Genomic DNA, 25641 nt, shown 5'->3' with positions numbered 1-25641 from the left:
TCAGTGCTTGATCCAGGTGGTCTTGAGACCGGTGAACTTGTCCAGTGCGTGCAGCGAGAGGTCGCGGCCGTATCCGGACTGGCCGAAGCCGCCGAACGGCGTTTGCGCGCTGAGCGCGTCGACCGTGTTGACGGAGACGGTTCCGGCCCGCAGCGCGTCCGAGACGCGCAGCGAGCGGTCCAGGTCGTCGGTCCACACCGAGGCGGCCAGCCCGTACTGGCTGTCGTTGGCCAGCTCGAGGGCCTGCTGCTCGCTGTCGAACGCGGTCGCGCACAGCACGGGCCCGAAGATCTCTTCGCGTTCGACGCGGGTGCCGGGCTCGACATCGGCGAACACGGTCGGTTCCACGAAGCAGCCCGCTCCGGCGAGTCGCTCACCTCCGGTGAGCAGGCGGGCGGTGCGCTTGCCCTCGTCGAGGAAGTCGACGACGCGGCGGGTGTGGTTCTCGTCGACGAGCGCGCCCATCCGGCTCGCCGGGTCGAGCGGGTCGCCCGGGCTGTACTCCCCCGCTCGTTCGACGATCCGGGTGAGGAGGTCGTCTTCGATCTCGCGTGCGACGAGCAGGCGCGAGTTCGCCGAGCACACCTCTCCCTGGTTGGTGAAGATGCCGGCGCAGGCGGCCTCGGCGGCCGCGTCGAGGTCGGCGCAATCGGCGAAGACGAGGTTCGGGCTCTTGCCGCCGCACTCGGGCCAGACCTGCTTGAGGTTCGACTGGGCGGCGTACTGCAGGAACTGCTTGCCCACCTGCGTGGAGCCGGTGAAGGCGATGCAGTCGACGTCGGGGTGCAGTCCGAGGGCCTTGCCCGTGACCTCGCCGAGGCCGGGCACGACGTTGAGGACGCCGTCGGGAAGCCCGGCTTCGGCGGCGAGTTCGGCCAGTCGCAGCGCGGACAGCGGGGACTGCTCGGCTGGCTTGAGCACCACCGAGTTGCCCGCAGCCAGGGCCGGGGCGAGTTTCCAGGCGGCCATGTCCAACGGGAAGTTCCAGGGCACGACCGCGCCCACGACACCGAGCGGCACGCGGTTGATCAGGGCCAGGTCACCCGGGGCGGTCGGCGCGATCTCGCCGTAGGACTTGTCCAACGCCTCGCCGTACCACCGAAACAGCTCGGCGGCGAAGGGGACGTCGATCCCGTGCGCGTCGGTGACGAGTTTTCCCATGTCCAACGAGTCGAGCAGCGCCAGTTCTGCACCGTGCTCGGTGATGAGTTCGGCCAGGCGCAGCAGGACGCGCTTGCGCTCGGCCGGGGCGGCTCGCGACCACCGGCCGGAGTCGAAGCGGCGGCGCGCCGCGGCCACCGCGGCGTCGACGTCGTCGTGCCCGCACGCGGCGACGTCGGCGAGCTCGTCACCCGTGGCCGGGTTGATCGAGGGGAACGTGCGTCCGGACGCGGCGGGAACGGGTTCGCCGTCGATGACGGCGTCGGTGCGAGGGCGTATCCGGGCGGCCAGCCCGACCCAATGCTCATGAGTCAGCGCGGACATCGGTCTCCTTGTGAAGATCGCCTGACGACGGATCAAGTGTGCTCCGCATCACTTGCCGTGTTTGAACAGCGATTCAACTCCTGAGCTCCCGCGCATGTCAACGGAGCGAATTGAGATTGCCAAAATTGAATCAGCGCATCAATAATGTTGGGCATGACACGGTCGAAGAAGCACCGGACGCGCCGCGAGCAGCTCATCGGCGCCACCTCGCGGGCCATCACCGAGCGGGGTCGGGACAACCTGCGCATCCGGGACATCGCGGCGCAGGCGGGGGTGTCGCCGGGCTCGGTGCTCTACCACTACCCCGAGCTGGACGAGCTCATGTTCGACGTCCACCGCAGCGTGGTCGAGCGCTTCTACCAACGGCGACTGGCCATCGTGGAATCGGTGGAGTCGGCGGGGCACAAGCTGGTGGCGAGCATCGACTCGGGGCTGCCGGCCGGACGAGATGACGAAGTGACCCGCGTGCTCTACGAGATGCACGACCTGGCCGACCGCAGCTCGACGCACGCGGCGCTGATGACCAGCCTCTACGACCGGGAGGTGGCCCTGTACTCCACGGTGCTGGAAACGGGGCGGGCCAGCGGGGAGTTCGTCCTCACCCGACCGCTGCGCGAGGTGGTGCACACCCTGGTCGCGCTGGAGGACGGGCTCGGGCTGCACCTGTTGAGCAACAACACGTCGGTCGACCTGGAGCACGCCAGGGGCTTGCTGACCGCCTACGCCGGACAGGCCACCGGTTGCGCGTTGCCCGCGGAAGCCGCCGGCGACCAGCCCGCGGAGGACTGACCGAGCAGGTCCGCGATCCACACCTCGAATCCAGATGCGGAGGTCGGTCCAACCATGTCCGTCGACTTCACCCTCGTCCAGCTGCGCTACTTCGTCGTCGCCGCTGAGTGCGGCTCGATGACGGCGGCCGCGGACAAGCTGCGCATCGCCCAGTCGGCAGTCTCCTCGGCCACCACCAACCTCGAGCACGAACTGCGCGTCCAACTGTTCATCCGGCACCGGGCCCGGGGCTTGACCCTCACGTCGGCAGGTGAGCGCCTGCTGCACCAGGCCCGCGACCTCCTGACCCGCGCTCGCGACGTGGAGGCAGAAGCCCGCGGCAGCGGCGGTTCGCTGACGGGACCGGTGACGCTCGGGTGCTTCGTGACGCTCGCGCCGTACTACCTGCCCGCCCTGTTCTCCGCCTGCAACACCCACTACCCGGACATCGAGCTGAACGTGGTGGAAGCCGAGGCCGAGCACCTGCACCAATCGCTGCGCACCGGCGGCATCGACTTCGCGCTCACCTACGACCTGAGCACGTCAACGGACACCGATCTGCACCGCGAGGCGATCGACCGCGCCCCGGCGCACGTCATCGTCCCGGCAGACCACCGCCTGGCGGACCGCACCGCGGTCGATCTCGCCGACCTGGCGCCGGATCCGATGGTGCTGCTCGACCTGCCCCACAGCCGGGACTACTTCCGCGCGCTCGTGGCGGCCTCGGGCACCGCCCCCGACGTGCGCTACCGCAGCCAGAGCTACGAGACCGTGCGCTCCCTGGTCGCCCGGGGGCTCGGCTACTCCGTCCTCAACCAGCGGCCGCGGACCAACCAGACCTACGGCGGCGGGGAGGTCGTGGCGCTCGACCTGCACGGCGAACACCCCCCGCTGGAGGTGACGATCACCGTCGTGGACGGTGTGCGCCAGACCGCGCGCGCTCAGGCCGTCATGGAGCTCCTGCGCGGGAGGTTCCGGGGCTGAGGCGACGCACGGCAGGCCTCAGCGGCGGAATCGGCGGGGACGAGCTCCCGGCCGGTGGGCGCTCCTGCTGACTCCCCGTCCCGTCGTCGCGGATCGCGACGCCGCCCCGCGCGGAGGCAGCCCCTGTCCCGGAACCGCTGAGCTGTCCGCTGCTCGCCCGCTCACGAGCACCGGGCCGCACGGGGCCGCCGACAATTCATCAGTTTTCCCGATCCGCCGCAACGAAAACATCTGTTGGACGAATCCCCGGCTCCCGGGACAGGCTGACCTGCATGGATCCCGCCGCCCGAGTCGAAGTCGCGAGCGCAGCGAAGCGACATCACCGCGCCGCGCCCCGCGGCACCGCCGAAGAACCCTCCCGCGAACCGGCGTGCACCGCTCCCCCGAGCCCCGATGAACGCGGAGGACGCCGATGCCCCTGAGTCCCCGCCCCCGGCACACCGCTCCGAGCGGCGCCGGGCACCGCACGGAGCACGACATGCTCGGCGACATCGACGTGCCGGTGGACGCCTACTACGGGGCGCACACCGCTCGCGCGCTGGCCAACTTCCCCCTCACCGGGGAGACGCTCGCCGCGCGTCCCCACCTCATCAGCGCCCTGGCGGCGGTGAAGCGCGCCGCGGCCAGCGCCAATTCCGAAGTCGGCGCCTTGGACGAGGCGCTCGCCCGGGTGATCGCGGACGCCTGCGCCGAAATCCAGGACGGCGCGCTCCGCGACCAGTTCGTGGTCGACCTCGTCCAGGGCGGGGCCGGCACGTCGACCAACATGAACGCCAACGAGGTGATCGCCAACCGCGCGCTGGAGCTGTTCGGACACGCCCGGGGGGAATACTCCGCTCTGCACCCCCTCGACCACGTCAACCTCGGTCAGAGCACCAACGACGTCTACCCGACCGCGGTGAAGCTGGCACTGGACGCGCACATCGCGGAACTGCTCGCCGCCCTGGCCGGTCTGCGCGCGGCCTTCGAGGCCAAATCCGCCGATTTCGCCGACGTGCTGAAGATGGGCCGCACCCAGTTGCAGGACGCCGTCCCCGTGACGCTGGGGCAGGAGTTCGGCGCGTTCGCCGCCACCACCGCCGAGGAGGAGCAGCGGCTGGCCGAGGCCCGATCGCTGCTGCACGAGCTCAACCTCGGCGGCACGGCGATCGGCACCGGCCTCAACGCCCGCGCGGGCTACCGGGAACGGGCGGTGGAGCACCTGCGGCTCCTGACGGGCGTTCCGACGCTCGTGTCCGCACCCGACCTCGTCGAGTCCACGCAGGACGCCGGGGTCTTCGTGCAGCTGTCCGGCGCGCTCAAGCGGGCCGCCGTGAAACTGTCCAAGATCTGCAACGACCTGCGTCTGCTGTCCTCCGGCCCGCAGGCCGGTCTGGGCGAGATCGACCTGCCTGCGCGGCAGGCCGGATCGTCCATCATGCCCGGCAAGGTCAACCCGGTGATCCCCGAAGCGGTCAACCAGATCGCCTTCGAGGTCATCGGCAACGACGTGACCGTCACGCTCGCCGCTGAAGGCGGCCAGCTCCAGCTCAACGCCTTCGAACCGATCATCTACCGGAGCCTGGGCGCCGGCCTCGACCACCTCACCGCGGGAATCGGCGTCCTCACCGAACACTGCGTGCGCGGCATCACCGCCAACCGGCACCGGCTCGCGGAGACCGTGGCCGCCTCCACCGGACTGGTCACCGCGCTCGGCCCCGCGCTCGGCCACGAGACGGCCTGCGCCCTCGCGCTGGAGGCGCATCACACCGGCAGGAGCGCGCTCGACCTGATACGCGAGCGCGAGCTGCTGACCGAGGCGGAACTCCGCACGCTCACCAGCCCCGCCGCCCTGACCGGCCTGTCCTCGCCCTGAGGCACGGGTGCCGGGGCTCCCGCAGACCCCGGCTTCTCCACCCATCCGCACGAGGAGGTGCGAATGCTCACCACCAACAGCGGCGTCACGACGACGCGGGGCGAGCGGACCGGCGACGTCGTCGCACTGCGCCGAAGCGTTGTTGCGGGAGCCGTCGGCGTGTTCGTCCACTGGTTCGACTGGGCCGCGTACGCCTACCTCGCCAGCACCGTCGCGACCGTCTTCTTCCCGGCCGGGAACAGCACGACCGGATTGCTCGCCGTGTTCGGCGTCTTCGCCGTGTCGTTCGGCATCCGGCCGATCGGTGCGATGGTGTTCGGACCGCTCGGTGACAGGATCGGCCGCAAGCGGACCCTGTCGCTGGTCATCTTCATGATGTCCGGGGCGACGCTCACGATCGGCCTGCTCCCCGGCTACGCGTCGATCGGGGTCGCCGCCCCTGCGCTCCTGGTGCTCCTGCGGCTGGTGCAGGGCTTCGCCGCGGGCGGCGAGTTCGGCAGTGCGGCGAGCTTCCTCGCCGAGAGCGCCCCGCGGCGCCGTCGCGGATTCGGCGTCAGCTGGCTGGAAGTCGGCTCCCTGCTGGGCTTCCTCACCGGTTCCTTCGTCTTCTTCCTGCTGTCCGCGGGACTCGACGACGGCCAGCTCACCTCCTGGGGCTGGCGCATCCCCTTCCTCATCTCCGCACCGCTCGGCGTCATCGGCGTCGTGATCCGCAACAAGATCGAGGACACGCCGGAGTACCGGGCGCTCGAAGCCAACGACACCGTCCCGCGCAGTCCCGTGCGGGACATGCTCCGCTCCAACAAGCGGCAACTGCTCCAGGCGTCGGGCCTCATGGTGGCCATGCACGTGCCCTTCTACATGGTGCTGACGTACCTGGTCACCTACCAGACCGACCACCTGGGGCACTCGGCCGACAACGCAGCGCTGCTGTCCACTGTGATCTCGCTGCTGGGACTGGTGCTGGTTCCGGTCTTCGGCCTCCTGTCCGACCGCGTGGGGCGCAAACCCGTCTTCGTCGGTACCAACGTGGCCCTGCTGGTGCTCGCCACTCCGGCGTTCCTCCTCATGCGGACCGGACTGCTCGGAACCTGGGTCGCCAGCTTGCTGCTCGGCGTGCTCCTCGCGGCGATCCTCGGCACCCACGCGGTGTGGTCGGCGGAGGCCTTCCCCACCCGCACCCGCCAGAGCGGCCTGTCCCTCGGCTACAACCTCACCGCTGCCCTGTTCGCCGGCACGGTCCCGTACGCGATGACCGTGCTCATCGCCGCGACCGGAAGCACGTTGGTGCCGGGCCCGTACGTGATGGTGTTCGCCGCGGTGGGCCTCGTCGCCGCCCTGTCGCTCCGGGAGACCGCCGGCTGCGCCCTGCTGCACCCCGAGGACGTCGCCGACGCGCCTCCCCGCTGAAGGCGACGGGTCATCGAAAAAATCGAACCGGAAGAGCAACAACATCTGTTGGACGGAAAAGCAGCTGTGCCCGAGGATTTCCAGTGCGGAAGCACAGCCGACTCGGCACCGAGACGGGCTACCGCACGAGTGGAGGTTGGAATGTCGAGCGAAGAGACCGAAGTGGTCGTCGTCGGGGCCGGCCAGGCCGGGGTGGCGATGAGCGAGCACCTGGGGTCCTGCGGCGTACCGCACATCGTCCTGGAGCGGCACCGCATCGCCGAGCGGTGGCGTTCGGAGCGGTGGGACTCCCTGGTCGCGAACGGCCCCGCGTGGCACGACCGCTTCCCCGGACTGGAGTTCTCCGGCGTCGCACCCGACGCCTTCGCGTCGAAGGACGAGATCGCGGACTACTTCGCCGCGTACGCGGAGAAGATCGACGCCCCCATCCGGTGCGGTGTCGAGGTGACTTCGGTGCGGAAGAACGCCGGCCGTCCCGGATTCCGGGTCGAAACGTCGGAGGGGAGCATCGACGCGCGCTTCGTCGTGACAGCGACCGGACCGTTCCAGCGACCGGTGATCCCGCCGATCGTCCCGGACCGCGACGCCGCCGTGCAGATCCACTCCAGCGGGTACCGCAACCCCGAGCAGCTGCCGGAGGGCGCGGTCCTCGTCGTCGGGGCCGGCTCCTCGGGGGTCCAGATAGCCGACGAGCTGCGCCGGTCCGGTCGCCGCGTCTTCCTCTCGGTCGGCCCCCACGAGCGCCCTCCGCGCGAGTACCGCGGACGCGACTTCTGCTGGTGGCTCGGCGTGCTCGGCCTCTGGGACGCGGAAACGCCTCCCCAGGGCGCCGAACACGTGACCATCGCCGTCAGCGGTGCCCGCGGTGGACAGACCGTGGACTTCCGCGCCCTGGCCGACGCGGGCATCGAACTCGTCGGCATGACGGCGTCCTACGACAACGGCACGCTGCGCTTCGCGCCGGACCTCGGCACGAACCTCGCGCTCGGGGACGCCAAGTACCTCGAGCTCCTGCGGGCGGCGGACGAATACGTCGAACGCAACGGACTCGACCTCCCCGAAGAGCCGGAAGCGCACGTGCTCGGTCCGAACCCGGAGTGCGTGACCGACCCCCTGCTCGAGCTCGACCTGGCCGAGGCCGGCGTCACCTCGATCGTCTGGGCGACAGGTTTCGCCAACGACTACAGCTGGCTGCAGGTCGACGCGTTCGACGAGAACGGCAAACCGAACCACCGCCGCGGCGTGTCCTCCGAGCCCGGCGTCTACTTCCTGGGACTGCCTTGGCTGTCCCGCCGCGGATCGAGCTTCATCTGGGGCGTCTGGCACGACGCGCGGCACATCGCCGACCACATCTCGACCCAGCGCGCCTACCTCGCCCACGACGCCGCCGAGCGGGCCGTCGTCGGGTCGGCCACCCGCGAGAACTGAGGAGTTGAGGAGCAGACGATGACCTCCACGAGTGAGGGCCGCCAGGCGAAAGCACCCATCACCGCCGGTGGGCACACGCGGATCAGGCCTTTCAACACCAGCGACACCTACCCGGAGCAGAACCTCGACAACGACCTGTGCCAGGCCGTCGTCGCGGGCAACACCGTCTACGTGCGGGGCCAGATCGGGCAGGACCTTGACACCAGCGAGTCCGTCGGCATCGGCGACGTAGGTGCCCAGGCGGAACGGGCGATGGCGAACATCGACCTGCTGCTGGGAGAAGCAGGCGCTCGCATGGAGCACCTGGTCAAGCTGACCACTTACCTCGTCGACCCGCGTTACCGCGAGACCGTCTACCGCACCATCGGGCGCTGGACCCGAGGAGTGCACCCCGTTTCCACCGGGCTCGTGGTCTCCGCGCTCGCCAGGCCCGAGTGGCTCGTCGAGATCGATGCCGTCGCCGTTGTTCCGGAGGGTGAGCAGTGACTTTCTCCGTACTGGCCACCGACGGCCACGGTGCCGTGGGAATGGCCGTGACCTCCTCCAGCCCGGCCGTGGCCGCCCGGTGCATCCACCTGCGCGCCGGGGTGGGCGGCGTGGCGTCGCAGAACGTCACCGATCCGCGACTCGGCACCGCGCTCCTGGACGAGCTGGAGAGCGGCAGCGACGCGCGCAGCGCGCTGGACGCAGTGGTCCAGGACCGCGACCTGATCGAGCACCGCCAGCTCACCGCCCTCGGGCTGAACGGCGAGGGCGCCGCGTACTCCGGAGCCGAGTCCCTCGGCGTGCACCACGACCGCGTCGGCATGCGCGTCGTCGCCGCCGGGAACATGCTCTCCTCGCCCGGGGTCGTCGACGCGATCGTGGAGTCCTTCGAGGATTCGACGGGCGAGCTCGAGGAACGGTTGCTCTCCGGCCTCTCCGCCGGGCTGTCCGCCGGAGGGGAGGCCGGCCCGGTGCACTCCGCCGGGCTCGCCGTCATCCGCGAGGTGCCGTGGTGCGAGACCGACCTGCGGATCGACTGGGGCGAGGCGCCCATCGCCGACCTGCGGGCCCTCCTCGACATCTGGCTGCCCCAGCGCGACGACTACGTGACTCGCGCGCTCAACCCCGCCTCCGCACCGGCGTACGGCGTCCCCGGGGACGAGTGATGGGCGACGACGTGGCTGAGCAGCACCTCGATGCGGCGAAGGAACGTGCGGCCCGCACCGTGGCCGCGGACGCCGAACGGCTCATCGGGCTCTCCGAGCAGCTCCACGCCCACCCGGAGACGGCGTGGCAGGAGCACCGCTCGGCACGTTGGGTGGCGGAGGTCCTCGAGGAGGCCGGGTTCGCGGTCACACCGGCCTACCTCGGGCTCGACACCGCGTTCCTCGCGACCTGCGGCAGCGGTCCCTTCCGCCTCGGGCTCTGCGCGGAGTACGACGCCCTGCCCGGCCTCGGGCACGCCTGCGGGCACAACCTGATCGCGGCGATCGCCGTGGGCGCGGCACGGGCCCTGGCGCCGCTGGCGGACACCGCGGGGCTCACGATCGAGGTGTACGGCACCCCCGCCGAGGAGGGCGGGGGCGGCAAGATCGAGCTGCTGGAGCGCGGGGCGTTCGCCGGGCTGGACCTGGCCATGATGGCGCACCCCGCCCCCGTCGACGTCGCGGAGGCGGAGCCGTTCGCGGTATCGCACTCCCACGTTTCCTTCCAGGGCAGGGCGGCCCACGCCGCGGCCTACCCCGAGCACGGCGTGAACGCCGCCGACGCCTTCACCATCGCCCAGGTCGCGATCGGGTTGCTGAGGCAGCAGTTGCCACCCTCGGTCCGGGTCCACGGCGTGATGACCAACGGCGGGGAGGCGCCGAACGCGGTCCCCGCCCGCACCGACGGCCGGTGGTACGTCCGGGCCGGGAGCCTGGAGCAGCTGGACGCCACCGAGCAGAAGGTTCGGCGCTGCTTCGAGGCGGGCGCCCTGGCCACCGGGAGTTCCCTCGAGTTCACGCCGGAAAGCAAGCCCTACGCCGAGTTCAGCAACTACCGGCCGGCACTCGACGCCTACATCCGCAACGCCGGGCGGCTCGGCCGCACTTCCGACCGCAACTCCCCGGGAGGGCGGATGAACCGCGCATCCACCGACATGGGCAACGTCTCCCAGGTGGTGCCCGCGATCCACCCCTACGTCGGGATCGGCTCGCTCCCGGCGTTGAACCACCAACCCGAGTTCGCCGCCCACTGCGTCGGAGGTGGCGCCGAGAAAGCCCTTCTGGACGCCGCCACCGCGCTCGCGTGGACGGCCCTCGACGTCGCCGCGGGTGGCGAGGCCCCCCGATGACATCACGCCCCGTGGGAGGTGCTCTCAGGAAGGAGGGTGGATGCCGTACCGCGCGATCTTGCAGTAGATGGTCGCTCGGCTCGTGCCGAGGACGTCGGCGGCGCGGGTGACAGTGGTTCCCGGAGTGGCGGGGCAGCGAGCGATCTCGTCGCGTTCGACGGTTCCGATCCGGGTCAGCGTCCGTGCCGAACCCGGCTTCCTGTGGTTCACTTGGTCCCGCAGCATCGAGGATCCCACCGAGTACGTGCTGCTCGAGTCCTACCGCGACCAGCAGGCCGGAGTTGAACACGTGCAGTCCGCGCACTTCAGGGCTGCCCAGCGGGCGTTGCCGCCGTACCTGGCCGAGACCCCGCGGGTGGTGAACACGGCGGTCGACCAGGACGACTGGCCCCAGCTGGGCGAGATGTCCGCGCAGGACCACGCATGACCACGTTCAACGAATTCGGAGGAAATCATGGCCGTCCAAGAAGGATCCCCGCGGACCGCGCTCGTCACGGGGGCTGCCAGGGGCATCGGTCGGAGCATCGCCCTGCGACTGGCCGCCGATGGTCTCGACGTGGCCCTCAACGACGTCGAGGCCAACGAGGACCAGCTCCAGGGCGTCGCGGACGAGATCGCGTCCACGGGCAGGCGGTCGGTGACGGTGACAGCCGACGTCTCCGACCAGGAAGCGGTCCGGAACATGGTCGAGCGCGTGGCCACCGACCTGGGCCCGCTCAACGTCATGGTGGCCAACGCGGGCATCGCCAACGTGAAACCGCTGCTGGAGATCACTCCCGAGGAGTTCGACCACCTGATGTCGATCAACCTCCGCGGGGTGTACCTGTGCTACACGGCGGCAGCGAGGCAGATGATCAGCCAAGGCACCGGCGGCAAGATCATCGGTGCGGCCTCGGTCGTGGCCTACCGGCCGTTCCCCCTGCTCGGGACCTACTCGGCCTCCAAGTGGGGTGTTCGCGGCCTCACCCAAGCGGCCGCGATGGAATGGGCGCAGCACGGCATCACCGTGAACGCCTATTGCCCGGGCATCGTCGGCACGGCGATGTGGGACCACATCGACGAGAAGCTGGCGGAGAACGAAGGGCTGCGCAAGGGCGCGGCGATCGAGAAGTACTCGGAACTGATCCATCTCGGCCGGGTCTCAGTGCCCGAAGACGTGGCCAAGTTCGTCTCCTACCTCGCCTCCGCGGACTCCGATTACATGACCGGCCAGTCCGTGATGATCGACGGCGGCATCCAGTTCTCCTGAACCACCGCGGACCGCACCTTCCACTGCGGTGGTACTCCGGAGGCGGAACGTGGGCCGCGACCGCACCGAGGAACACCCCGAAGCCGCCGACGAGGTACGCGCAGCAGTACGCACCGTGCTGTCCCGGACCGAGGTCCGCGCCCGACATCGCCGGCCAGGACGTCGCCAATCCCATCGCGATGATGCTCTCCAGCGGCATGCTGCTGGAATGGCTGGCCGGCCGCCACGAAGACGAGGACCTGCACCGAGCGGCAGCGCTGCTGGACTCGGGCGTCGCGCGCACGGTGGCGACCGGAACCTGCACACCGGACATGGGCGGCTCCACCGGAACCGCCGCGTTCGCCGAGGCGGTCGCCAACGCCATCCGCACCGAGGCGGTGGTATGACCGGTCCGCTCGTGGCCTTCGGCGTGATGGTGGACGCCCGGCCGTTCGCTCCGATCCCGAGAGCGGCCGGTGGCGTCTCCCGAGGTGGCGGTCCCGGGCACGAAGCGTTCCCCCTACCGATCGGACCGCCACCCGAGCACGATGCGCGCGGTCGAGAACCGCGCCGTGGTGGGACTGCTCGGCGCTGCCGGATCGCTGCCCCGTCTCCGGAAAGCCGAGACCAGCCACGCGACGAGGGTGACCGGGAAGATCTGCCCGACCAGTGATTCGAGTGCGGCAACCGCGCGCCCCGGGCCGGTGGCCGCGGTGAAGTCGCCGTGCCCGGGAGTGGTCGGCGTCGTGAAGCTGAACTGCTGCAACGTCCCGGGAGTCGCCGGCTCGCCGGCGGCGCTCAGGTGGCGACGAACTCAGCGCTGACGTGGGCACCACCGGGCCGCAGCACATCGTGCCCGTGTTCCGCATCCCGACCGGCGAAGGCCGCCTTCGGGGAGGCGAGGCTCGGCACGAGGCCCTCGACCCGGCCGACCTGTTCCACCGCCTCCGCGCACCCCAGGAGGAGCTCCAGTTCGAGTCCCCCACCGAGGCGAACGGCGGCGAACGCAGGTCGGGAGCGCGAGGCGGCGCTCCCGTCACGCCCCGAACGGGGTGTTGACGCGCTCGGAGCGCCACCCGCACGATTGCGCCATCAGCAATCGGGTGCACAATGAGCAACACCGGCCCCGTGTGTGGCGTCGACCTCGGGCTGCAGGGTTCGCTGATCGTTTCAAGAGGATCACCCGGCACTCGTTCGTCCGACCGGGTGCGGGGACTCGCAGGACACTGGAGGGTTGATGAGGATCCTGGTCGCCGACGCCTTCCCCGAGCAGTACCGGAACCGGCTCGCCGAGGCGCACGACTGCGCCTACGAGCCGGACACGACCGCGGACGAGTTGCCCGCCCGGCTCGCCGGGTGCGAGGTGCTGGTCGTGCGCAGCACCCGCGTCACCGCCGAGGCCCTGGAGTCCGCCGATTCCCTGCGCCTGGTGATCCGGGCGGGATCGGGAACCAACACCATCGACCGCGACGCCGCTTCCCGCCTGGGGGTCCACGTTTCCAACGTGCCCGGACGCAACGCGATCGCGGTCGCCGAGCTGGCCTTCGCGCTGTTGCTGGCCCTCGACCGCAACGTTCCCGACAACGTCGCCGACCTGCGCGCCGGGCGGTGGGACAAGAAGCGCTACTCCCGGACGCGCGGGCTCTTCGGCCGCAACGTCGGCGTCATCGGCCTGGGCCAGATCGGGCTCGCGTTCGCCGAACGGGCCGCGGCCTTCGGCACGCACGTGCACGCCGTGACCAAGCCCGGCCGCGACCGCGAAACGCTGGAGCGCGCCCAGGCCATCGGGATCACCTTCGTCGACGACCTCCCCGAGCTCGCACGCACGTGCGACGTGTTGTCGCTGCACGTGCCCGCCGCTGACGCCACCCGGCACCTCGTCGACCGGGACCTGCTGGCGCAGGTGGGCCCCGGTGCGATCGTCCTCAACACCGCGCGCAGCGAGCTGGTCGACGAGGACGCGCTGATCGAGGCGATGGACACCAAGGGCGTGCGGGCCGGGATCGACGTCTTCGCCGACGAGCCCGGAACCGGCACCGGCACCATCGATTCCCGGCTGGCCGCGCACCCCAACACCTACGGCACCCACCACATCGGAGCGTCTACCGAACAGGCGCAGGAGGCGGTGGCCGCCGAGATCGTGCGCATGGTCGAGGAGTTCGCGGCGGGGACCGTGCTGCACTGCGTCAACCCGGAGGCGGCCCGCTCGTTCGTGCCGTCGCTGTCCGTGAGCGAGGCGTCATGAGCGCCCCGCGCACCGAGGCCCCGACCGCGGGGGTCACCGCGCGGCTGCCGCGCAGCCTGGTGCTGGACCACCGGTGGGACGCGAACCCGGGCGACGCGGCGCGGATCCGGGAGTCCTTCGACTCGGGCCGGTACCCGCGCCTGCCCGAACCGGCGGTCGTCGTGTACCGCATCGCGGAAGGGGAGCACGAGCAGACCGGCGTCGTCGTGGAGGTCTCCGTCGACGACTACCGGGCCGGGCGGGTCCGGCGGCACGAGGCCACGCAGCTCGAGCGGGAGCGGCTGCTCGACGAGTTCACCGAGCTGTCCGGGATCGAGCAGATGCCCGTGACGCTCGCCCACTCCCCCGACGAGGCGCTGCGGTCGGTGACCGAGCGGATCACCTCGACCGAACCCGAGGTGGACCTCGCGGCCGGGGACGGAACCCGGCACACCGTGTGGGTCCAGCGGGACCCCGGGCTCGCGCGGGCGGTCGAGCTGGGCGTCAGCGGGGTGGACGCCCTCTACATCGCCGACGGCCACCACCGGATGGCCGCGGCCGAGCACTACGCCGCGCGACGCCACCACCTCGGTTCGGACCACCCGGCCGCGTTCACGCTCGCCGCGCTGTTCCCCGCCGACGAGATGCGGGTCTTCGGCTACCACCGCTGCCTCCCCGTTCCCGGCGGGGCGGCGGCCGGGGTGTTCGAGAAGCTGGTGTCGCTACCCGTGATCGCGCGGTGGGAGGACTGCTCGGTCACGACCCCGGAGCCGGGAGTCGTGGTGGTGCGCTTCGCCGACGAGTGCTACCGGATGGTCCTGCGGCCGTCCGGCGCGAACGGGCACGTGCGCGCGTCGCTGGACGTCGTCACCCTCGACGAGGAAGTGCTGCCCGAGCTCGGGATCACGCCGATCTCGTGCGGCAACGGCGCGCCCGAGAACTGCCGGCACCCCGCCGACGAGGCGGTGCGGTTCGTCGCCCGCCCCCCGAGCATCGAGCAGATCATGGCGGTCTCGGACGCCGGTCTCGTGATGCCGCCGAAGTCGACGTGGTTCGCCCCGAAACCCGCACCCGGCCTGTTCCTGCGCGACCTGACCGGCCTGGCGTGAGCCACACGACCTGACGACGTCCGCACCGACCACCGGTGCGGACGTCGACGCGGGTGATCCGCTCCGGGCGCCCGGCACGAATCCGCGCCAGAATCAGCGGGCTCCGCAGGCGGTCCGCAGTGGACACGGCATCGGGGATTCGGCGGGAAGCGTCGTCCAGTGTCGACCTCGGGGTGGGGATATGTGCGCCACGGGGCGCCTTTCGCAATACCGCGTGCGCGCTTGCCGGCGTTGTTGTCCCGGGTGTCTCGTCCCCGCCCGCAACGTGCGGGTGCAGCGCTGGAACGTGCGGATGAGGTCGGTCGCCGAAAGCCCGGGCGCAACTGCGGCGACTTCAGGACGCCATCGAGACCGGGGCCTGCCACCACGCGTTCAAGCACGGTGTCATCGCTATCGATGCGCGCCCCCGTGCGCGGGCAGCGGCGCACTCGATCGTCGGGGTCGTGCCGAGTCATTGACGACACGCGGGCGCTGCATCATCCTTGTGTTGCCATTTGACATCACTGTTGACGATATGGCTACAAGCTGGGAGCTGGCTGTGATCGATTGCGATGTGCACAACGCCTGGACCTCTGCGGAGGTGTTGTTGCCGCACCTGTCGCCGACGTTTCGGGAATACCTGGTGCGCGGGGAGAAACCGGGGCCGGCGGGGGCGTTCCCGCACGCGCACCGGCCGTGGCTGCATCCGGAGGGATTCATGCGGTACGACGCCATCCCCGCCGACGGGACCGCGCCGGGGTCGAGCTACGAGCTGATGCGGGAGCAGCTCGTCGACCACTACGACCTGGAGTACGCGATCCTCACCGGAGACGAAGCGATCGAGGTTTCCACGCTGGCCAACCCGTACTACGCGCAAGCGCTGGCCAGCGCCTACAACGACTGGCTGATCGAGCAGTGGCTGCCGCAGGACGCGCGGTTGAAGGGTTCACTCGTGGTCGCCCCGCAGGACCCGGCCCAGGCCGCTGCCGAAATCCGGCGCGCCGGCGAACACCCCGACATCGTGCAGGTCCTGGTCTCCAGCGGATCGCAGCGCCCCTACGGTGACCCGTTCTTCCACCCCATCTGGCAGGCCTGCGCCGAGCTGGATCTCCCGTTCGCAGTGCACCTGGGCGGACAAGGCGGGTTGAACGCCAACCCGATCGGCTGCGGCCCGACCACGTTCTTCTGGGAGACCCACGCGCTGCTGTGCGAGACGGGCATGGCGCACCTGGCGAGCACGATCGCGCACGGGGTGTTCGAAAAGTGGCCCACCGCCCGGATGGTGATGATCGAATGCGGTGTCGCATGGGTGCCGAGCATCCTGTGGCGGCTGGACGAGGACTACCGCGCGCTGCGCAAGGAAACTCCCTGGGTCAAGCGGCTTCCCAGCGAGTACGCCCACGACCACGTGCGGATCACGACGCAACCGTTGGAACAGCCCCGCACGAAGGGCGCCTTGTGGCCAGCGCTGGAGGACATCGGTGCCGAGGACATGCTGATGTTCGCCTCGGACTACCCGCACTGGGATTTCGACGACCCCAACTTCCTGCGGATACCGGAGAACTGGCGCGATCGCGTGCTCGCCGAGAACGCCCGGAACGTGTACCGACTCCCCCGGCGGGTCGAGCAGGGTCCCGGAGGCACCGGAGAGGCGGTGGCGTGATGCGGCCGGGAACGACTTCCACCGCGCGCCCGTCGCGACGACACGTCGTCTGCTCGGTCGAGGAACTCCCTCCCGGCCAGCGGCTCATCGTCGAGCTCGGCGGACGCAGCGTCGGCGTGTTCAACGTCGACGGCCGGTACTACGCGCTGCACAACGGCTGTCCGCACAAAGGCGGAGCTCTGTGCGAAGGCCCGATCTGCGGCACGACCCTCCCCACCGAGGATCGGGAGTTCACCTACGGCCGCGACGGGCAGATCGTGCGTTGCGCCTGGCACGGCTGGGAATTCGACATCACCACCGGTCGAGCCCTGGCCGATCCGCGGGTGCGCGCGCGCACCTACCCCACCACCGTCGAGGACGGCCACGTCGTGGTGTTCACCTGACCGCTCCCGAGGAAGGGCACAGTCCTTTGTCCAGATCACCCGCGCTGCCGCCGCTGCCGACTCCGTCCCGCGTCGTGATCGTCGGTGCTGGGGTTTCGGGTACTCGGTGCGCCTTCGCGCTTCGCGAACGCGGCTACACCGGCTCGATCACCCTGCTCGGTGCTGAACCGCGAAGCGCCTACGACCGCACCTTGTTGTCCAAGGACTTCCTCGGCGGCGAAATCGCCCACGAGCAGCTGGCGCTGCACGCGCCAGCCGATTACGCAGCCCACGACATCGACCAACGCATCGGCACCGAGGTGACGAGTCTTGAGCCGCGCCACCAGCGGGTCGTGCTCACCAACGGCACCGCACTGGACTACGACCGGCTGGTGCTGGCCACCGGGTCCCGCGCAGCACGTCCGGCCGCGTTGGACCACCCGGGCGTGCACGTGCTCCGCGATCTGGAGGACGCCGCGCGGATCCGGCGCCAGCTGGCGACCTGCCGGCGAATCGTGATCGTCGGAGGTGGGTTCATCGGCTGCGAACTCGCCGCCACCGCCAGCAGCTCGGGGATCAACACAGTGCTGGTCGAGGCCGACGAGGCGCCTCTGGCCCGGCTCGTCGGCCCCCAGGTCGCGCAACTGATCGGCGAACTGCACACCGCCCGCGGCGTGCACCTGCGCACGGGGCGGGCCGCCGTCGGGGTCCGGGCAGACCGGGGCAGCCAGCTGACGGTGTCGCTGGCCGACGGCAGTGAGGTCGCGGGCGACACCGTCGTGCTCGGCGCGGGCAGCACTCCGATCGCCGGGCTCGGCCCGAACTCGGGCACAGCGGGAATCCCGACCGACGCCTGGTGCCGCACCGCCGCCCCGAACGTGCTTGCCGCCGGGGACTGCGCCCGCTGGTTCCACCCCGGATACCGCGACTACCTCCGGGTCGAGCACTGGAAGACCGCGCGCCGGCACGGAGCTGCTGCCGCGGGGACGATTCTCGGTGCGAACGAGCCCTTCGCCCCGATCCCGTTCTTCTGGTCGCACCAGTACGGCACCCGACTGCAGTGGGTGGGCCACCGCCCCGGTGTGGGACAGCGTGAACCTCGAACCCGGTACCGCGCCGGACAGCTTCGTGGCCCGCTACCACCACGGAGGGCGATTCGTCGCCGCTCTGGCCGCCAACGACCCACGCGCCGTCGCCGCCGCCCGCACCGAACTCGCCTCACTCCAACAGGAGGAAGCCGCATGAGCACCTCTGAGCACACCGACGTCCCGGCCCGGGTCAGCATCGACGAGTCGATCTGCATCGGCGCAGGCAGCTGCACGCGACTGGCCCCGGGGGCCTTCCAGATCAATTCGTCCCGGGAAGTCGCCGAGCTGGGCGACCTCTCCGCCGTCGACCGCGAACAGCTGCGGCAGGCCGAACGATCGTGCCCCACCGGCGCCATCTTCCTCGAGGAGGAAACACCCCATTGATCGCGCCACCACAGGTCCCGGGGCCGCTATCTATCGATCGACAGGTGTGGACGAGTATCCCAGTCGTGCGCTCAGCTGCCCGGCGGCCTCCTGCACCTCCGCGGCCATGCCCGCCAGCCGGCTTTCGGGAATCCGGTATTCGGGGCCGGAGACGCTCAACGCAGCCACGCACAGCCCGCGGTGATCGCGCACCGGCACGGCGACCCCGTGGAGACCCTGTTCCAACTCGCCTCGCGCCGCGGCCCACCCCTGTTGGCGCACCTGCTCGACCTCCGCACGCAGTGCCGCCGCATCGGTGATGGTGGTGCCGGTGACCGGTGGTCCGAGCGCGTCGTCGACATCGAGTTCCGCGAAGGCCAGGAACACCTTCCCGTCCGAGGAGGCGTGCAGCGGAGAACGACGCCCCAACCACTGGCGGGCCCCGACCAGGTAGGCGCCGCCGGCCTGTGCCACGTCCAGCGACTCGCCCCGATCGTACACCGAAAGCACCACCGTTTCCCCGGTTTGCTCAGTCAGCGACTGCATCACGGGGTGCGCATCGCGGAGGAGGTCCCGGCCCGGCATCACCAACATGCCCAACCGCGCGACCTCCGGGCCCAGCCGGAACGCCTCCCCGTTCTCGGAGCGCTCCAGGAACCCCCGCTCGGCCAGGGTCGCCGCGAAGCGGGAGGCGCTGCTGCGGTGGATGCCCAAACCCGTCGCCAGCGCACTCACGCTCATCTGCTGATCAGGACGATCGAACAGCTGCAACAACTGCAGAGCCCGATCAACGGTTTCCAGAGTCCGCACCATCCCACCGATCACCATCTACCACCACCCCGCGCAGCGAGGTGATCCCGAGCAGGCCGGCGACCAAGTGTAGTCGACCGGACGCCGACCTCGCCGAGGTCGGCGTCCGGCATCCCGCCGCCTCGGCGCGTCCCGGCCGACCGCACCGAAAACCACCGCGTCGAGCGAGATGATCACCGGCACGGCACGAGCGGCCCCGGAGGGGCCGTTCGAACCGGCAGTCACCCGGTGCGCGAGGGCGCGAGGGCGCCAGCGAGCCACGCCGGCCCGACATCCGGCTGCCGGAGGTTTGTCGCCTTCGCGGCGATCCGCCCGGTGCGCGGACGTACGAGCGATGCGCTGCGTAGCAGCACGATCTCAGTCCGCACCCGAAGCGCGGCTTTCCGACGAGAGTTTGTTCACCCGCTGTGTCTGCGCCGCGCACATGTGCCACTCTGAGCGCAATGCGAACGCTGGATCTGATTACTTGGTGTGCTGCCGGCGTGGCGATCATTGCCGTGACCCTGGCCTGGTGGCACGTGCGGCGTGCGCACAAGCAGGCCCAGCAGGTGGCGCAGCAAGCAAGTCGGGTTTCCCAGTTGACCACAGCGGCGGAAGACCACGCCGAGCAATCCTCGAAGGCGGTCCAACGCGCGCAAAGCCAGGCGGAACGGGCCTGGGAACAGGTCAAGTTCGCCAACGAGCAGCTCGAGCAGGCGCGTCAGGAACACCGCGCGAGCGCCCGGGCGGAGCTGTGGGAGTGGGCCTACGCCCTGACGAAGGCGAGCGGTGAGCTGGTGGAGGCGAGCCAGGAGCTGCTCCGCATCGCCTTCGATCCGCACGTGGCGCCGCACTACCGGTTGTCCACCGACCGCCACTACCGGCAAGCGTGCCAACGCTGGCAGGACACGGCCTTCAAAGCCGTGGCCCGGGCGTCACCACCGCTGGAACAGCAAAGCCAGATCATCACCTTCGCGGACGTGCACCACCGCCTGCACGGTCAGATCGAAGTGGTGTTGCGCGCCGCCGAGACCGGCACCTTGGCCGGCGACACCGCGCTGGCGCAGCAAGTCTTCAAGCTCCAACAAGAGCTGGGCAGCGCCCACCGGCAATTGCAGCGCACCGTCAGCGCACACCTGAGCACCGCCGAGGACCAGACCCCCGAGGACCAGACCCAACACGTCACCGGAGCGCAGGTCGGCACGCCAGCACCGAACGGGGCGAGCGCGCGAACATCCGCGATGATGTCGGGCGCCCATCGCCAGTCCGCCGCGGCAGACGGGTCACGCGCCCCTTCGGCCGGAACGACGGGGACCGTCTGAACACCGCGCCGGGTCGAACGTTTCGCACCCCCTGCCGCGCTCCGGCGGTTGGCCTGCCCCGGTCACCGCACCGCTGCGCTCAGGAGGATGCGCACTCGAGCCGAAGAGGAGTCGAACCGAATCCCGAGGCTCGTGCAGGCCGCTGAGCTCTGACCGGGACTGTTCCACTCCGGACGAGTCCTACGAAGAGCACCCGATGAACCGTTCCGTCATGCGCGCGCCGGTTCGGGGACGGCACTGGGTTCGACCGCGGGACGCAGGGTCAGGGCGACCAGAGCCGAGACGAGGCAGCCGAGGCCGAGGTAGGCCGCCACCCAGTGCCAGGCGCCGTCGCCGAACATGACGAGCGCGGTGGCGATGGCCGGGGTGAACCCACCGCCGATGGCCGCGGCGACCTGGTAGCCGAGCCCGACCCCGCTGTAGCGGTACTCGGCGCCGAACAGCTCGGTGGGCAGCGGCTGCTGAACGCTGACGATCATGTCGTGGGCGATGTTGACCAGCACGACCGAGGTCACCACGATCATGATCTGCGAACCCGCCTGCATGGACAGGAAATAGGGCACCGTACCGATGACCCCGACGACGGCACCGGCGGTGAACACGGTCTTGCGCCCGTAGCGGTCGGACAGCCAGGCGAAGAACGGGATCGTCACGATCCCGGGACCGCCGACCAGGAGGGCGACGTTGAGCATGAAGCCGGAGCTGAAGTCGTACTGGTCGGTCGCGTAGGACAGGGCGAAGGTCGTGACGATGTACATCGTCAGCAGTTCACCCAACCGCAGGCCGATGATCTGGAAGAACGCTGCGGGTGCTGCCGGAGCGCATCGAGCACCGGAAGCTTGCGCTGCTTCGGCGCCTGTTCGGCGACCTGTTTGCGGAACACGTCGCTTTCCGGGACGCCCGCGCGGATCCACAGCGCGACGGCCACGAACACGACGCTGAGGAGGAAGGGGATGCGCCAACCCCAAGCCTGGAACGCGGCATCGCTCGTGAGGGCCTGCATCACGCCCACGGCGCCGGTGGCCAGCAGCAGCCCGACGGAGTAGCCGACCTGGACGCCGCTGCTGAACAACGCCTCGAGCTTCGGCGGAGCGCTTTCGACGGCCATCAGGGCAGCGCCGCCCCACTCCCCGCCGACGGCGAAGCCCTCCCCCGCGCAGGGCGCGTGGCCCCCGCGAGCCCCAGGAAGATCACCCAGGCCAACACGCGCGCCCTGCAGCCTCGGACGCAGGAGCTTGAAGATCCCCATGGAGACGAATACGGCGCGCTATCCGCACATTTGAGCGTATAGCGCACACCGGAGGATCGATGAAAGCAGCAGCCCTGACCGCACCGGAACGCATCGAGATCATCGACGCCCCGGAGCCGACCTGCGGCCCGCGCGACGTCCTCGTACGCGTGTTGGGAGCAGGTCTGTGCGGCACGGATTCCGCCGTCGTGCGCGGTAGCAGGAAGGTCCCCGCACTGCCGCGGGTGCTGGGGCACGAAGGCGTTGGCGAGATCATCGCTGCGGGCGAAGCCGTCGGCGACCGGGCCGTGGGCCAGCGGGTGGTCATCGAGCCAACTACTGCTGCCGGCGCTGCGAGCAGTGCCGATCCGGTTTCACCTCCGGCTGCGGGGACCGCATCGCCGTCGGACTCGACGCAGCGGGCGTGCTCGCCGAACGGGTCGCGGTTCCGGCGGACTTCACGCACCCGATCGCCGGTGACGTGAACAGCGCGGACGCGGTGTGCGTGGAACCGCTGACGGTGGCGCGGGCAGCCGTGCGCCGCTCCGGGGTGGGACCTGGAGATCGCTGCCTCGTCGTCGGGACGGGATCGCAGGGCCTTTTCCTCTGCCACTCCGCGGTGAGGCCTGTGGTGCTAGACGTCGAGTTCGTGGCAGGGGGCGGGCCTGCCGAGGTGGTAGCCCTGGGCCTGGTCGCAACCGAGCCGGGTGAGCAGGGCTCGCTGGGAGGACGTTTCCACGCCTTCGGCGATGACGGTGAGGTCGAGGGCGTGGGCCATGGTCACGATGCTGGTGACGATCGCCTGCAGATCGGCCGAGGTGCCGAGGTCGGTGACGAAGGAGCGGTCGATTTTGAGGATGTCCAGGGGCAGGTGCCGCAGCTGCGACAGCGAGGAGTAGCCGGTGCCGAAGTCGTCGAGGGCCAGCCGGATCCCGAGCGCTCGCAGGTTGCGCAGCGCGCGGGCCGCTTGGGCGGGGTCGTGCATGATGGCTTCTTCGGTGATCTCCAGGCACAGGGCCGTGGCGGGCAGTCCGGAGGCGTGCAGGGCGCGGTGGATTTCCTCCTGCCAGTCGGGGTCGTCGAGTTGGCGCGGTGAGAGGTTGGTGTTGAGGCTGAGGGACGGGTCGTGCCGCTGGCGCAGGTCGGCGAGATCGCGTGTGGCGGTGCGGAGCATGTGCGCGCCGATGATGTTGATCAGATCGCTTTCCTCGGCGATGGGGATGAACTCGGCGGGTGAGACCGTGCCGTGTTCCGGGTGCCTCCATCGCAGCAGCCCTTCCACGCCGACGGTGCGGCCGCTGTCCAGATCCACGAGGGGTTGGTAGGCCACCCAGAGCTGGCCGCGGTCCACGGCTTGGCGCAGGTCCTGTTCCAGGTCCACGTGCCGCTGCACGTGTTCGCGCAGGGGTACGTCGAACAGCTCGTAGCGGCTGTTGCGGCTCTTGGCCCGGTACATGGCCAGGTCGGCATCGCGCAGCAAGTCCTCGCCCGTGCGGGGATCTCCGAGTTCGCACACCGCGATCCCGAGGTTTGCCGTGACGTGCAGCTGCCGGTCCCGCAGCTGCAGCGGCCGGGTGATGGCATCGAGCAGGTGCCGGCTGAGCTCGGCCAGCCGCGCGTGCGCGGTTTCAGCCGCCAGCAGGACGAACTCGTCGCCGCCGAGCCGACCCACCACGGTGTCAGCGGAGACCACCTCGACCAGACGACGGCCGATGAGGCGCAGCACTTCGTCGCCGGCGGCGTGGCCCAGCGAGTCGTTGATGCGCTTGAAGTTGTCCAGATCCAGGTACAGCACGGCCAACGGCTGCTCGGGAGAACGCTCGTCGCAGTGCCGCAGCACGAGGGCCCGGTTGGCCAACCCGGTCAGCGGGTCGTGGGTGGCTTCGTGCTCCAGACGCTGCCGGGCGGCCCGGCTCTCGGTGATGTCGGTGAACGAGAGGACCACGGTGTGCGGTGGCTGCTCCTGCTGGGCCAGCGCCCGGGAACTGACCGACAACCACACGGTCTGTCCGTCGCGGCGCTCCAGCTGCAGCACGCGGGTGTTCTGCGGCTGGCCGGTGTGCTGGGTCGCCAGGTGGGACTCCGGCGGCAGGGCTTGGCCGGACTCGTCGAACACCGCCCACCCTTCGATGGCGGAGCCGACGAGCTCGCTCTCGGCCACGCCGAAGATGCGCTGGGCGGAGGGATTGGCCGCGGTGATCACCCCCGCGGGGTTGACCACGATGACCCCCTCGTCGAGCGCGGTGACCACAGTGGCGAAGTCCTGTTCGGTCCGCCTGCGCTCGGCCGCCTCGTGGCGAGCCAAGTTCTGCTGCACCTGCTCCCTGCGCTGCGTCTCCTCCAGGACGCGCTGGCGCATGGTCTCCACCGCCTGCGCGACCGAGCTCAACTCGCGCGGCTGCACGTCATGCACGGGGCGATCGAGATCGCCCGTGGCCACCTGGTCGACCTGGGAAACGAGCGTACGCAGCGGTCGGTTCAGCGACCTGCGCAGGAAGAACAGAGCAGCGGCCGCGAGGACGAGACTGCTCAGCCCGACGGCGACGACGAGCCCGTTCGCCGTGGATCGCGCCGCCTCCGCGTCGGCGCGTTGCGCCCCGGCGATCGCGTTGACGCGATGCTGCAGCCCGGTCAGCTCGGCCCGCAAGGCGCCGAAACGCTGCCGTTCGGCCACCGTCTCCGCTGGTGAGAGCATGTCCGGGCCCTGGGCTCGGGTTCGTGCGATCGCGGGCTCGACGGATTGCTCGCGCCAGACCTGGGCGGACTGGTCAACATTTCCCAGCAGCCCCGTCACCTCCGAATGATCGCCCAGCTGCCGACCGATGCCGACCTGCAACTGCGCGGCCTCACCCGTGTAGTTCTGGTACACCCCCAGGTGGGTGGGATCACCGGTGTTCACGAATCCGCGCAGCGCGCTTTCCTGCCCCACGTAGGCTGCGGCCAACTCGCTGGTCGCCACCTGCGCGGGCACCACCTCGGTAGTCAGTTCGGTGGTCGCCTTCTCACCTCGCCGCTGGAGCACGACCGTGCCCACCGCCATCACGCCCAGCAGCAGGATGAGGACCACCACGACCGTGTAGACGCGTCCCAGCAGGGAAACCCGTCGACGCCGCACCGAAATCACTCGTTGGAGTATCGGCGACGCACTGGCCGAGCGCTCGGCGAAAACCGCCAGCCACTTCGCCAGCGGGGGCGAAGGCCGGTGGGCGTCCGCCTGCAGAGCCTCGGCGACGTCGGTGGCGTTGCTGGTCGCCGCGTTCGGGGATGGTTTGGTGGTGGGACCGCCCGGGAGCGGCCGACAGCCTGATCAGCTGGTTCGGCGTGTTCTGCCGGTGCCGTCGCCGCGACCCCTGTGTGCTGGTGTGCGCCGGCCGCGTGCTGGTGGACGCCGCACGATCGTGGCATCCACCGCGCCCTGCCAGTCCAACGCCCCAGAGGCCTCGGCGATGACCTGCACACGGCTGACCAGATCGGCCAAGGTGCCATCCCGCCCCCAGCGCCAGAACCGAGTGCAGACGGTTCGCCACGGGCCGTACCGCTCGGGAAGGTCCCGTCACGCAATTCCCGCCTGCGCCTTGAACAACATCCCGTTGAGCACCCGACGCTCGTCCACGCGCAGCCGCCCGGGGGCTCCGGAAGCCGGCAACAACAGCTTGATGCCCTGCCACTGCTCATCGCTCAACTCGTGCCGACGGACCACACCGTGATCGCATCACACGAGCAACCGCCCTTCGAAAACACGTCCCAGGCGGGCGGTCCGAACGCTCACCTCAGTCGGCCTCCCTGCCGGACCCAGTTTCGATGTGCTGGTTGTCGACCGCGGTCGCGACGACGATCGTCACCGGAATCTCCCGCGTCAGCGCGAGATCCGTTAATCAACCGGCTCGGCACCCGGAACAACAACCAGCCCGCGCGCTGGGGAGTCGGATGAACTCCGGCGCTGCTGCACCAGTTCCTCCGCCTGACCACCCGAGGGGGACTCGCACCGACATTCCGCGACCCCCATCGGCGACACCGGCCCCAGCCGCTGGCGCCG

26 protein-coding genes are annotated in these 25641 nt (G+C 70.3%); 18 read left to right on the top strand and 8 right to left on the bottom strand.

The window, feature by feature from the left end; genetic code table 11:
* The gene (locus ACVGV0_RS10055) at positions 1-1485 is read right to left on the bottom strand and encodes an aldehyde dehydrogenase (protein ID WP_459159588.1); all 1485 of its coding nucleotides are present in this window, start codon (positions 1483-1485) and stop codon (positions 1-3) included.
* Positions 1486-1638: 153 nt separating this feature from the next.
* Between ACVGV0_RS10055 and ACVGV0_RS10050 the strand changes: the two genes are divergently transcribed.
* The 11 genes from ACVGV0_RS10050 (at position 1639) to ACVGV0_RS10000 (ending at position 11885) form a co-directional block, all read left to right on the top strand.
* Positions 1639-2274, top strand: a complete 636-nt coding sequence (locus ACVGV0_RS10050; RefSeq protein WP_459159587.1) for a TetR/AcrR family transcriptional regulator — start codon at positions 1639-1641, stop codon at positions 2272-2274.
* Positions 2275-2328: 54 nt separating this feature from the next.
* Complete coding sequence (locus ACVGV0_RS10045) at positions 2329-3237, top strand: LysR family transcriptional regulator (RefSeq protein WP_459159586.1); 909 nt, start codon at positions 2329-2331, stop codon at positions 3235-3237.
* Positions 3238-3649: 412 nt separating this feature from the next.
* Positions 3650-5092 (top strand): aspartate ammonia-lyase, encoded by a 1443-nt coding sequence (locus tag ACVGV0_RS10040; protein ID WP_459159585.1) that lies wholly within the window; start codon positions 3650-3652, stop codon positions 5090-5092.
* Positions 5093-5155: 63 nt separating this feature from the next.
* Complete coding sequence (locus ACVGV0_RS10035) at positions 5156-6502, top strand: MFS transporter (protein ID WP_459159584.1); 1347 nt, start codon at positions 5156-5158, stop codon at positions 6500-6502.
* Positions 6503-6643: 141 nt separating this feature from the next.
* On the top strand, positions 6644-7930 hold the full coding sequence (locus ACVGV0_RS10030) for a flavin-containing monooxygenase (protein WP_459159583.1): 1287 nt from the start codon (positions 6644-6646) through the stop codon (positions 7928-7930).
* Between the two features lie 18 nt (positions 7931-7948).
* A complete protein-coding gene (locus tag ACVGV0_RS10025) occupies positions 7949-8416 on the top strand; it encodes a RidA family protein (RefSeq protein WP_459159582.1) in 468 nt (155 codons plus the stop codon).
* Positions 8413-9081 (top strand): DUF1028 domain-containing protein, encoded by a 669-nt coding sequence (locus ACVGV0_RS10020; protein ID WP_459159581.1) that lies wholly within the window; start codon positions 8413-8415, stop codon positions 9079-9081. Before ACVGV0_RS10025 ends, ACVGV0_RS10020 begins: the two co-directional genes overlap by 4 nt.
* On the top strand, positions 9081-10250 hold the full coding sequence (locus tag ACVGV0_RS10015) for a M20 family metallopeptidase (protein ID WP_459159580.1): 1170 nt from the start codon (positions 9081-9083) through the stop codon (positions 10248-10250). The genes ACVGV0_RS10020 and ACVGV0_RS10015 overlap by 1 nt, the downstream gene beginning before the upstream one ends.
* A gap of 124 nt (positions 10251-10374) precedes the next feature.
* A complete protein-coding gene (locus ACVGV0_RS10010; protein ID WP_459159579.1) occupies positions 10375-10677 on the top strand; it encodes a putative quinol monooxygenase in 303 nt (100 codons plus the stop codon).
* A 27-nt stretch (positions 10678-10704) separates the two neighbouring features.
* Positions 10705-11499, top strand: a complete 795-nt coding sequence (locus tag ACVGV0_RS10005) for an acetoin reductase (RefSeq protein ID WP_459159578.1) — start codon at positions 10705-10707, stop codon at positions 11497-11499.
* Entirely contained in the window at positions 11496-11885 is a 390-nt protein-coding gene (locus tag ACVGV0_RS10000) for an isocitrate/isopropylmalate family dehydrogenase (RefSeq protein ID WP_459159977.1), read from the top strand. The genes ACVGV0_RS10005 and ACVGV0_RS10000 overlap by 4 nt, the downstream gene beginning before the upstream one ends.
* A 113-nt stretch (positions 11886-11998) precedes the next feature.
* Here the strand turns inward: ACVGV0_RS10000 and ACVGV0_RS09995 are convergent, their stop codons facing one another.
* Together ACVGV0_RS09995 and ACVGV0_RS09990 are read right to left on the bottom strand one after the other, a co-directional pair.
* A complete protein-coding gene (locus ACVGV0_RS09995) occupies positions 11999-12244 on the bottom strand; it encodes an ion channel (protein WP_459159577.1) in 246 nt (81 codons plus the stop codon).
* A 32-nt stretch (positions 12245-12276) separates the two neighbouring features.
* Positions 12277-12420 carry a hypothetical protein gene (locus ACVGV0_RS09990; protein ID WP_459159576.1) on the bottom strand — a complete coding sequence of 48 codons (144 nt, stop codon included), beginning with the start codon at positions 12418-12420 and terminating at the stop codon, positions 12277-12279.
* Between the two features lie 295 nt (positions 12421-12715).
* On the opposite strand from ACVGV0_RS09990, the gene ACVGV0_RS09985 reads away from it, so the two are divergent.
* The 5 genes from ACVGV0_RS09985 to ACVGV0_RS09965 all read left to right on the top strand — a co-directional run bounded on the left by ACVGV0_RS09985 (position 12716) and on the right by ACVGV0_RS09965 (position 18287).
* Positions 12716-13723 (top strand): NAD(P)-dependent oxidoreductase, encoded by a 1008-nt coding sequence (locus tag ACVGV0_RS09985; RefSeq protein WP_459159575.1) that lies wholly within the window; start codon positions 12716-12718, stop codon positions 13721-13723.
* Positions 13720-14811, top strand: coding sequence for a DUF1015 family protein (locus tag ACVGV0_RS09980; RefSeq protein WP_459159574.1), 1092 nt, complete (start codon positions 13720-13722; stop codon positions 14809-14811). The genes ACVGV0_RS09985 and ACVGV0_RS09980 overlap by 4 nt, the downstream gene beginning before the upstream one ends.
* A gap of 514 nt (positions 14812-15325) precedes the next feature.
* A complete protein-coding gene (locus ACVGV0_RS09975) occupies positions 15326-16453 on the top strand; it encodes an amidohydrolase family protein (RefSeq protein ID WP_459159573.1) in 1128 nt (375 codons plus the stop codon).
* Positions 16453-16836: a Rieske (2Fe-2S) protein gene (locus tag ACVGV0_RS09970; RefSeq protein ID WP_459159572.1), complete on the top strand. Its 384-nt coding sequence runs from the start codon at positions 16453-16455 to the stop codon at positions 16834-16836. The genes ACVGV0_RS09975 and ACVGV0_RS09970 overlap by 1 nt, the downstream gene beginning before the upstream one ends.
* A 26-nt stretch (positions 16837-16862) precedes the next feature.
* Positions 16863-18287: an FAD-dependent oxidoreductase gene (locus ACVGV0_RS09965; RefSeq protein WP_459159571.1), complete on the top strand. Its 1425-nt coding sequence runs from the start codon at positions 16863-16865 to the stop codon at positions 18285-18287.
* Positions 18288-18317: 30 nt separating this feature from the next.
* Here ACVGV0_RS09965 and ACVGV0_RS09960 read toward each other — a convergent pair whose 3' ends face one another.
* On the bottom strand, positions 18318-19079 hold the full coding sequence (locus tag ACVGV0_RS09960) for an IclR family transcriptional regulator (protein ID WP_459159976.1): 762 nt from the start codon (positions 19077-19079) through the stop codon (positions 18318-18320).
* A 440-nt stretch (positions 19080-19519) separates the two neighbouring features.
* Here ACVGV0_RS09960 and ACVGV0_RS09955 point away from each other — a divergent pair, with 440 nt between their 5' ends.
* The gene (locus tag ACVGV0_RS09955; RefSeq protein WP_459159570.1) at positions 19520-20377 is read left to right on the top strand and encodes a hypothetical protein; all 858 of its coding nucleotides are present in this window, start codon (positions 19520-19522) and stop codon (positions 20375-20377) included.
* Between the two features lie 209 nt (positions 20378-20586).
* On the opposite strand, the gene ACVGV0_RS09950 is transcribed toward ACVGV0_RS09955, so the two are convergent.
* Positions 20587-21135 (bottom strand): MFS transporter, encoded by a 549-nt coding sequence (locus ACVGV0_RS09950; RefSeq protein ID WP_459159569.1) that lies wholly within the window; start codon positions 21133-21135, stop codon positions 20587-20589.
* Positions 21136-21137: 2 nt separating this feature from the next.
* On the bottom strand, positions 21138-21626 hold the full coding sequence (locus ACVGV0_RS09945) for an MFS transporter (RefSeq protein ID WP_459159568.1): 489 nt from the start codon (positions 21624-21626) through the stop codon (positions 21138-21140).
* Between the two features lie 59 nt (positions 21627-21685).
* Here ACVGV0_RS09945 and ACVGV0_RS09940 point away from each other — a divergent pair, with 59 nt between their 5' ends.
* On the top strand, positions 21686-22090 hold the full coding sequence (locus tag ACVGV0_RS09940; RefSeq protein WP_459159567.1) for an alcohol dehydrogenase catalytic domain-containing protein: 405 nt from the start codon (positions 21686-21688) through the stop codon (positions 22088-22090).
* 149 nt (positions 22091-22239) lie between these two features.
* Here ACVGV0_RS09940 and ACVGV0_RS09935 read toward each other — a convergent pair whose 3' ends face one another.
* Complete coding sequence (locus ACVGV0_RS09935; protein WP_459159566.1) at positions 22240-24729, bottom strand: EAL domain-containing protein; 2490 nt, start codon at positions 24727-24729, stop codon at positions 22240-22242.
* A 429-nt stretch (positions 24730-25158) separates the two neighbouring features.
* Positions 25159-25305, bottom strand: a complete 147-nt coding sequence (locus ACVGV0_RS09930; protein ID WP_459159565.1) for a transposase — start codon at positions 25303-25305, stop codon at positions 25159-25161.
* Positions 25306-25641: the final 336 nt, after the last annotated feature.

It is taken from the genome of Salinifilum ghardaiensis (assembly GCF_054491345.1).
This window is presented reverse-complemented; position numbering and strand designations above follow the sequence as displayed.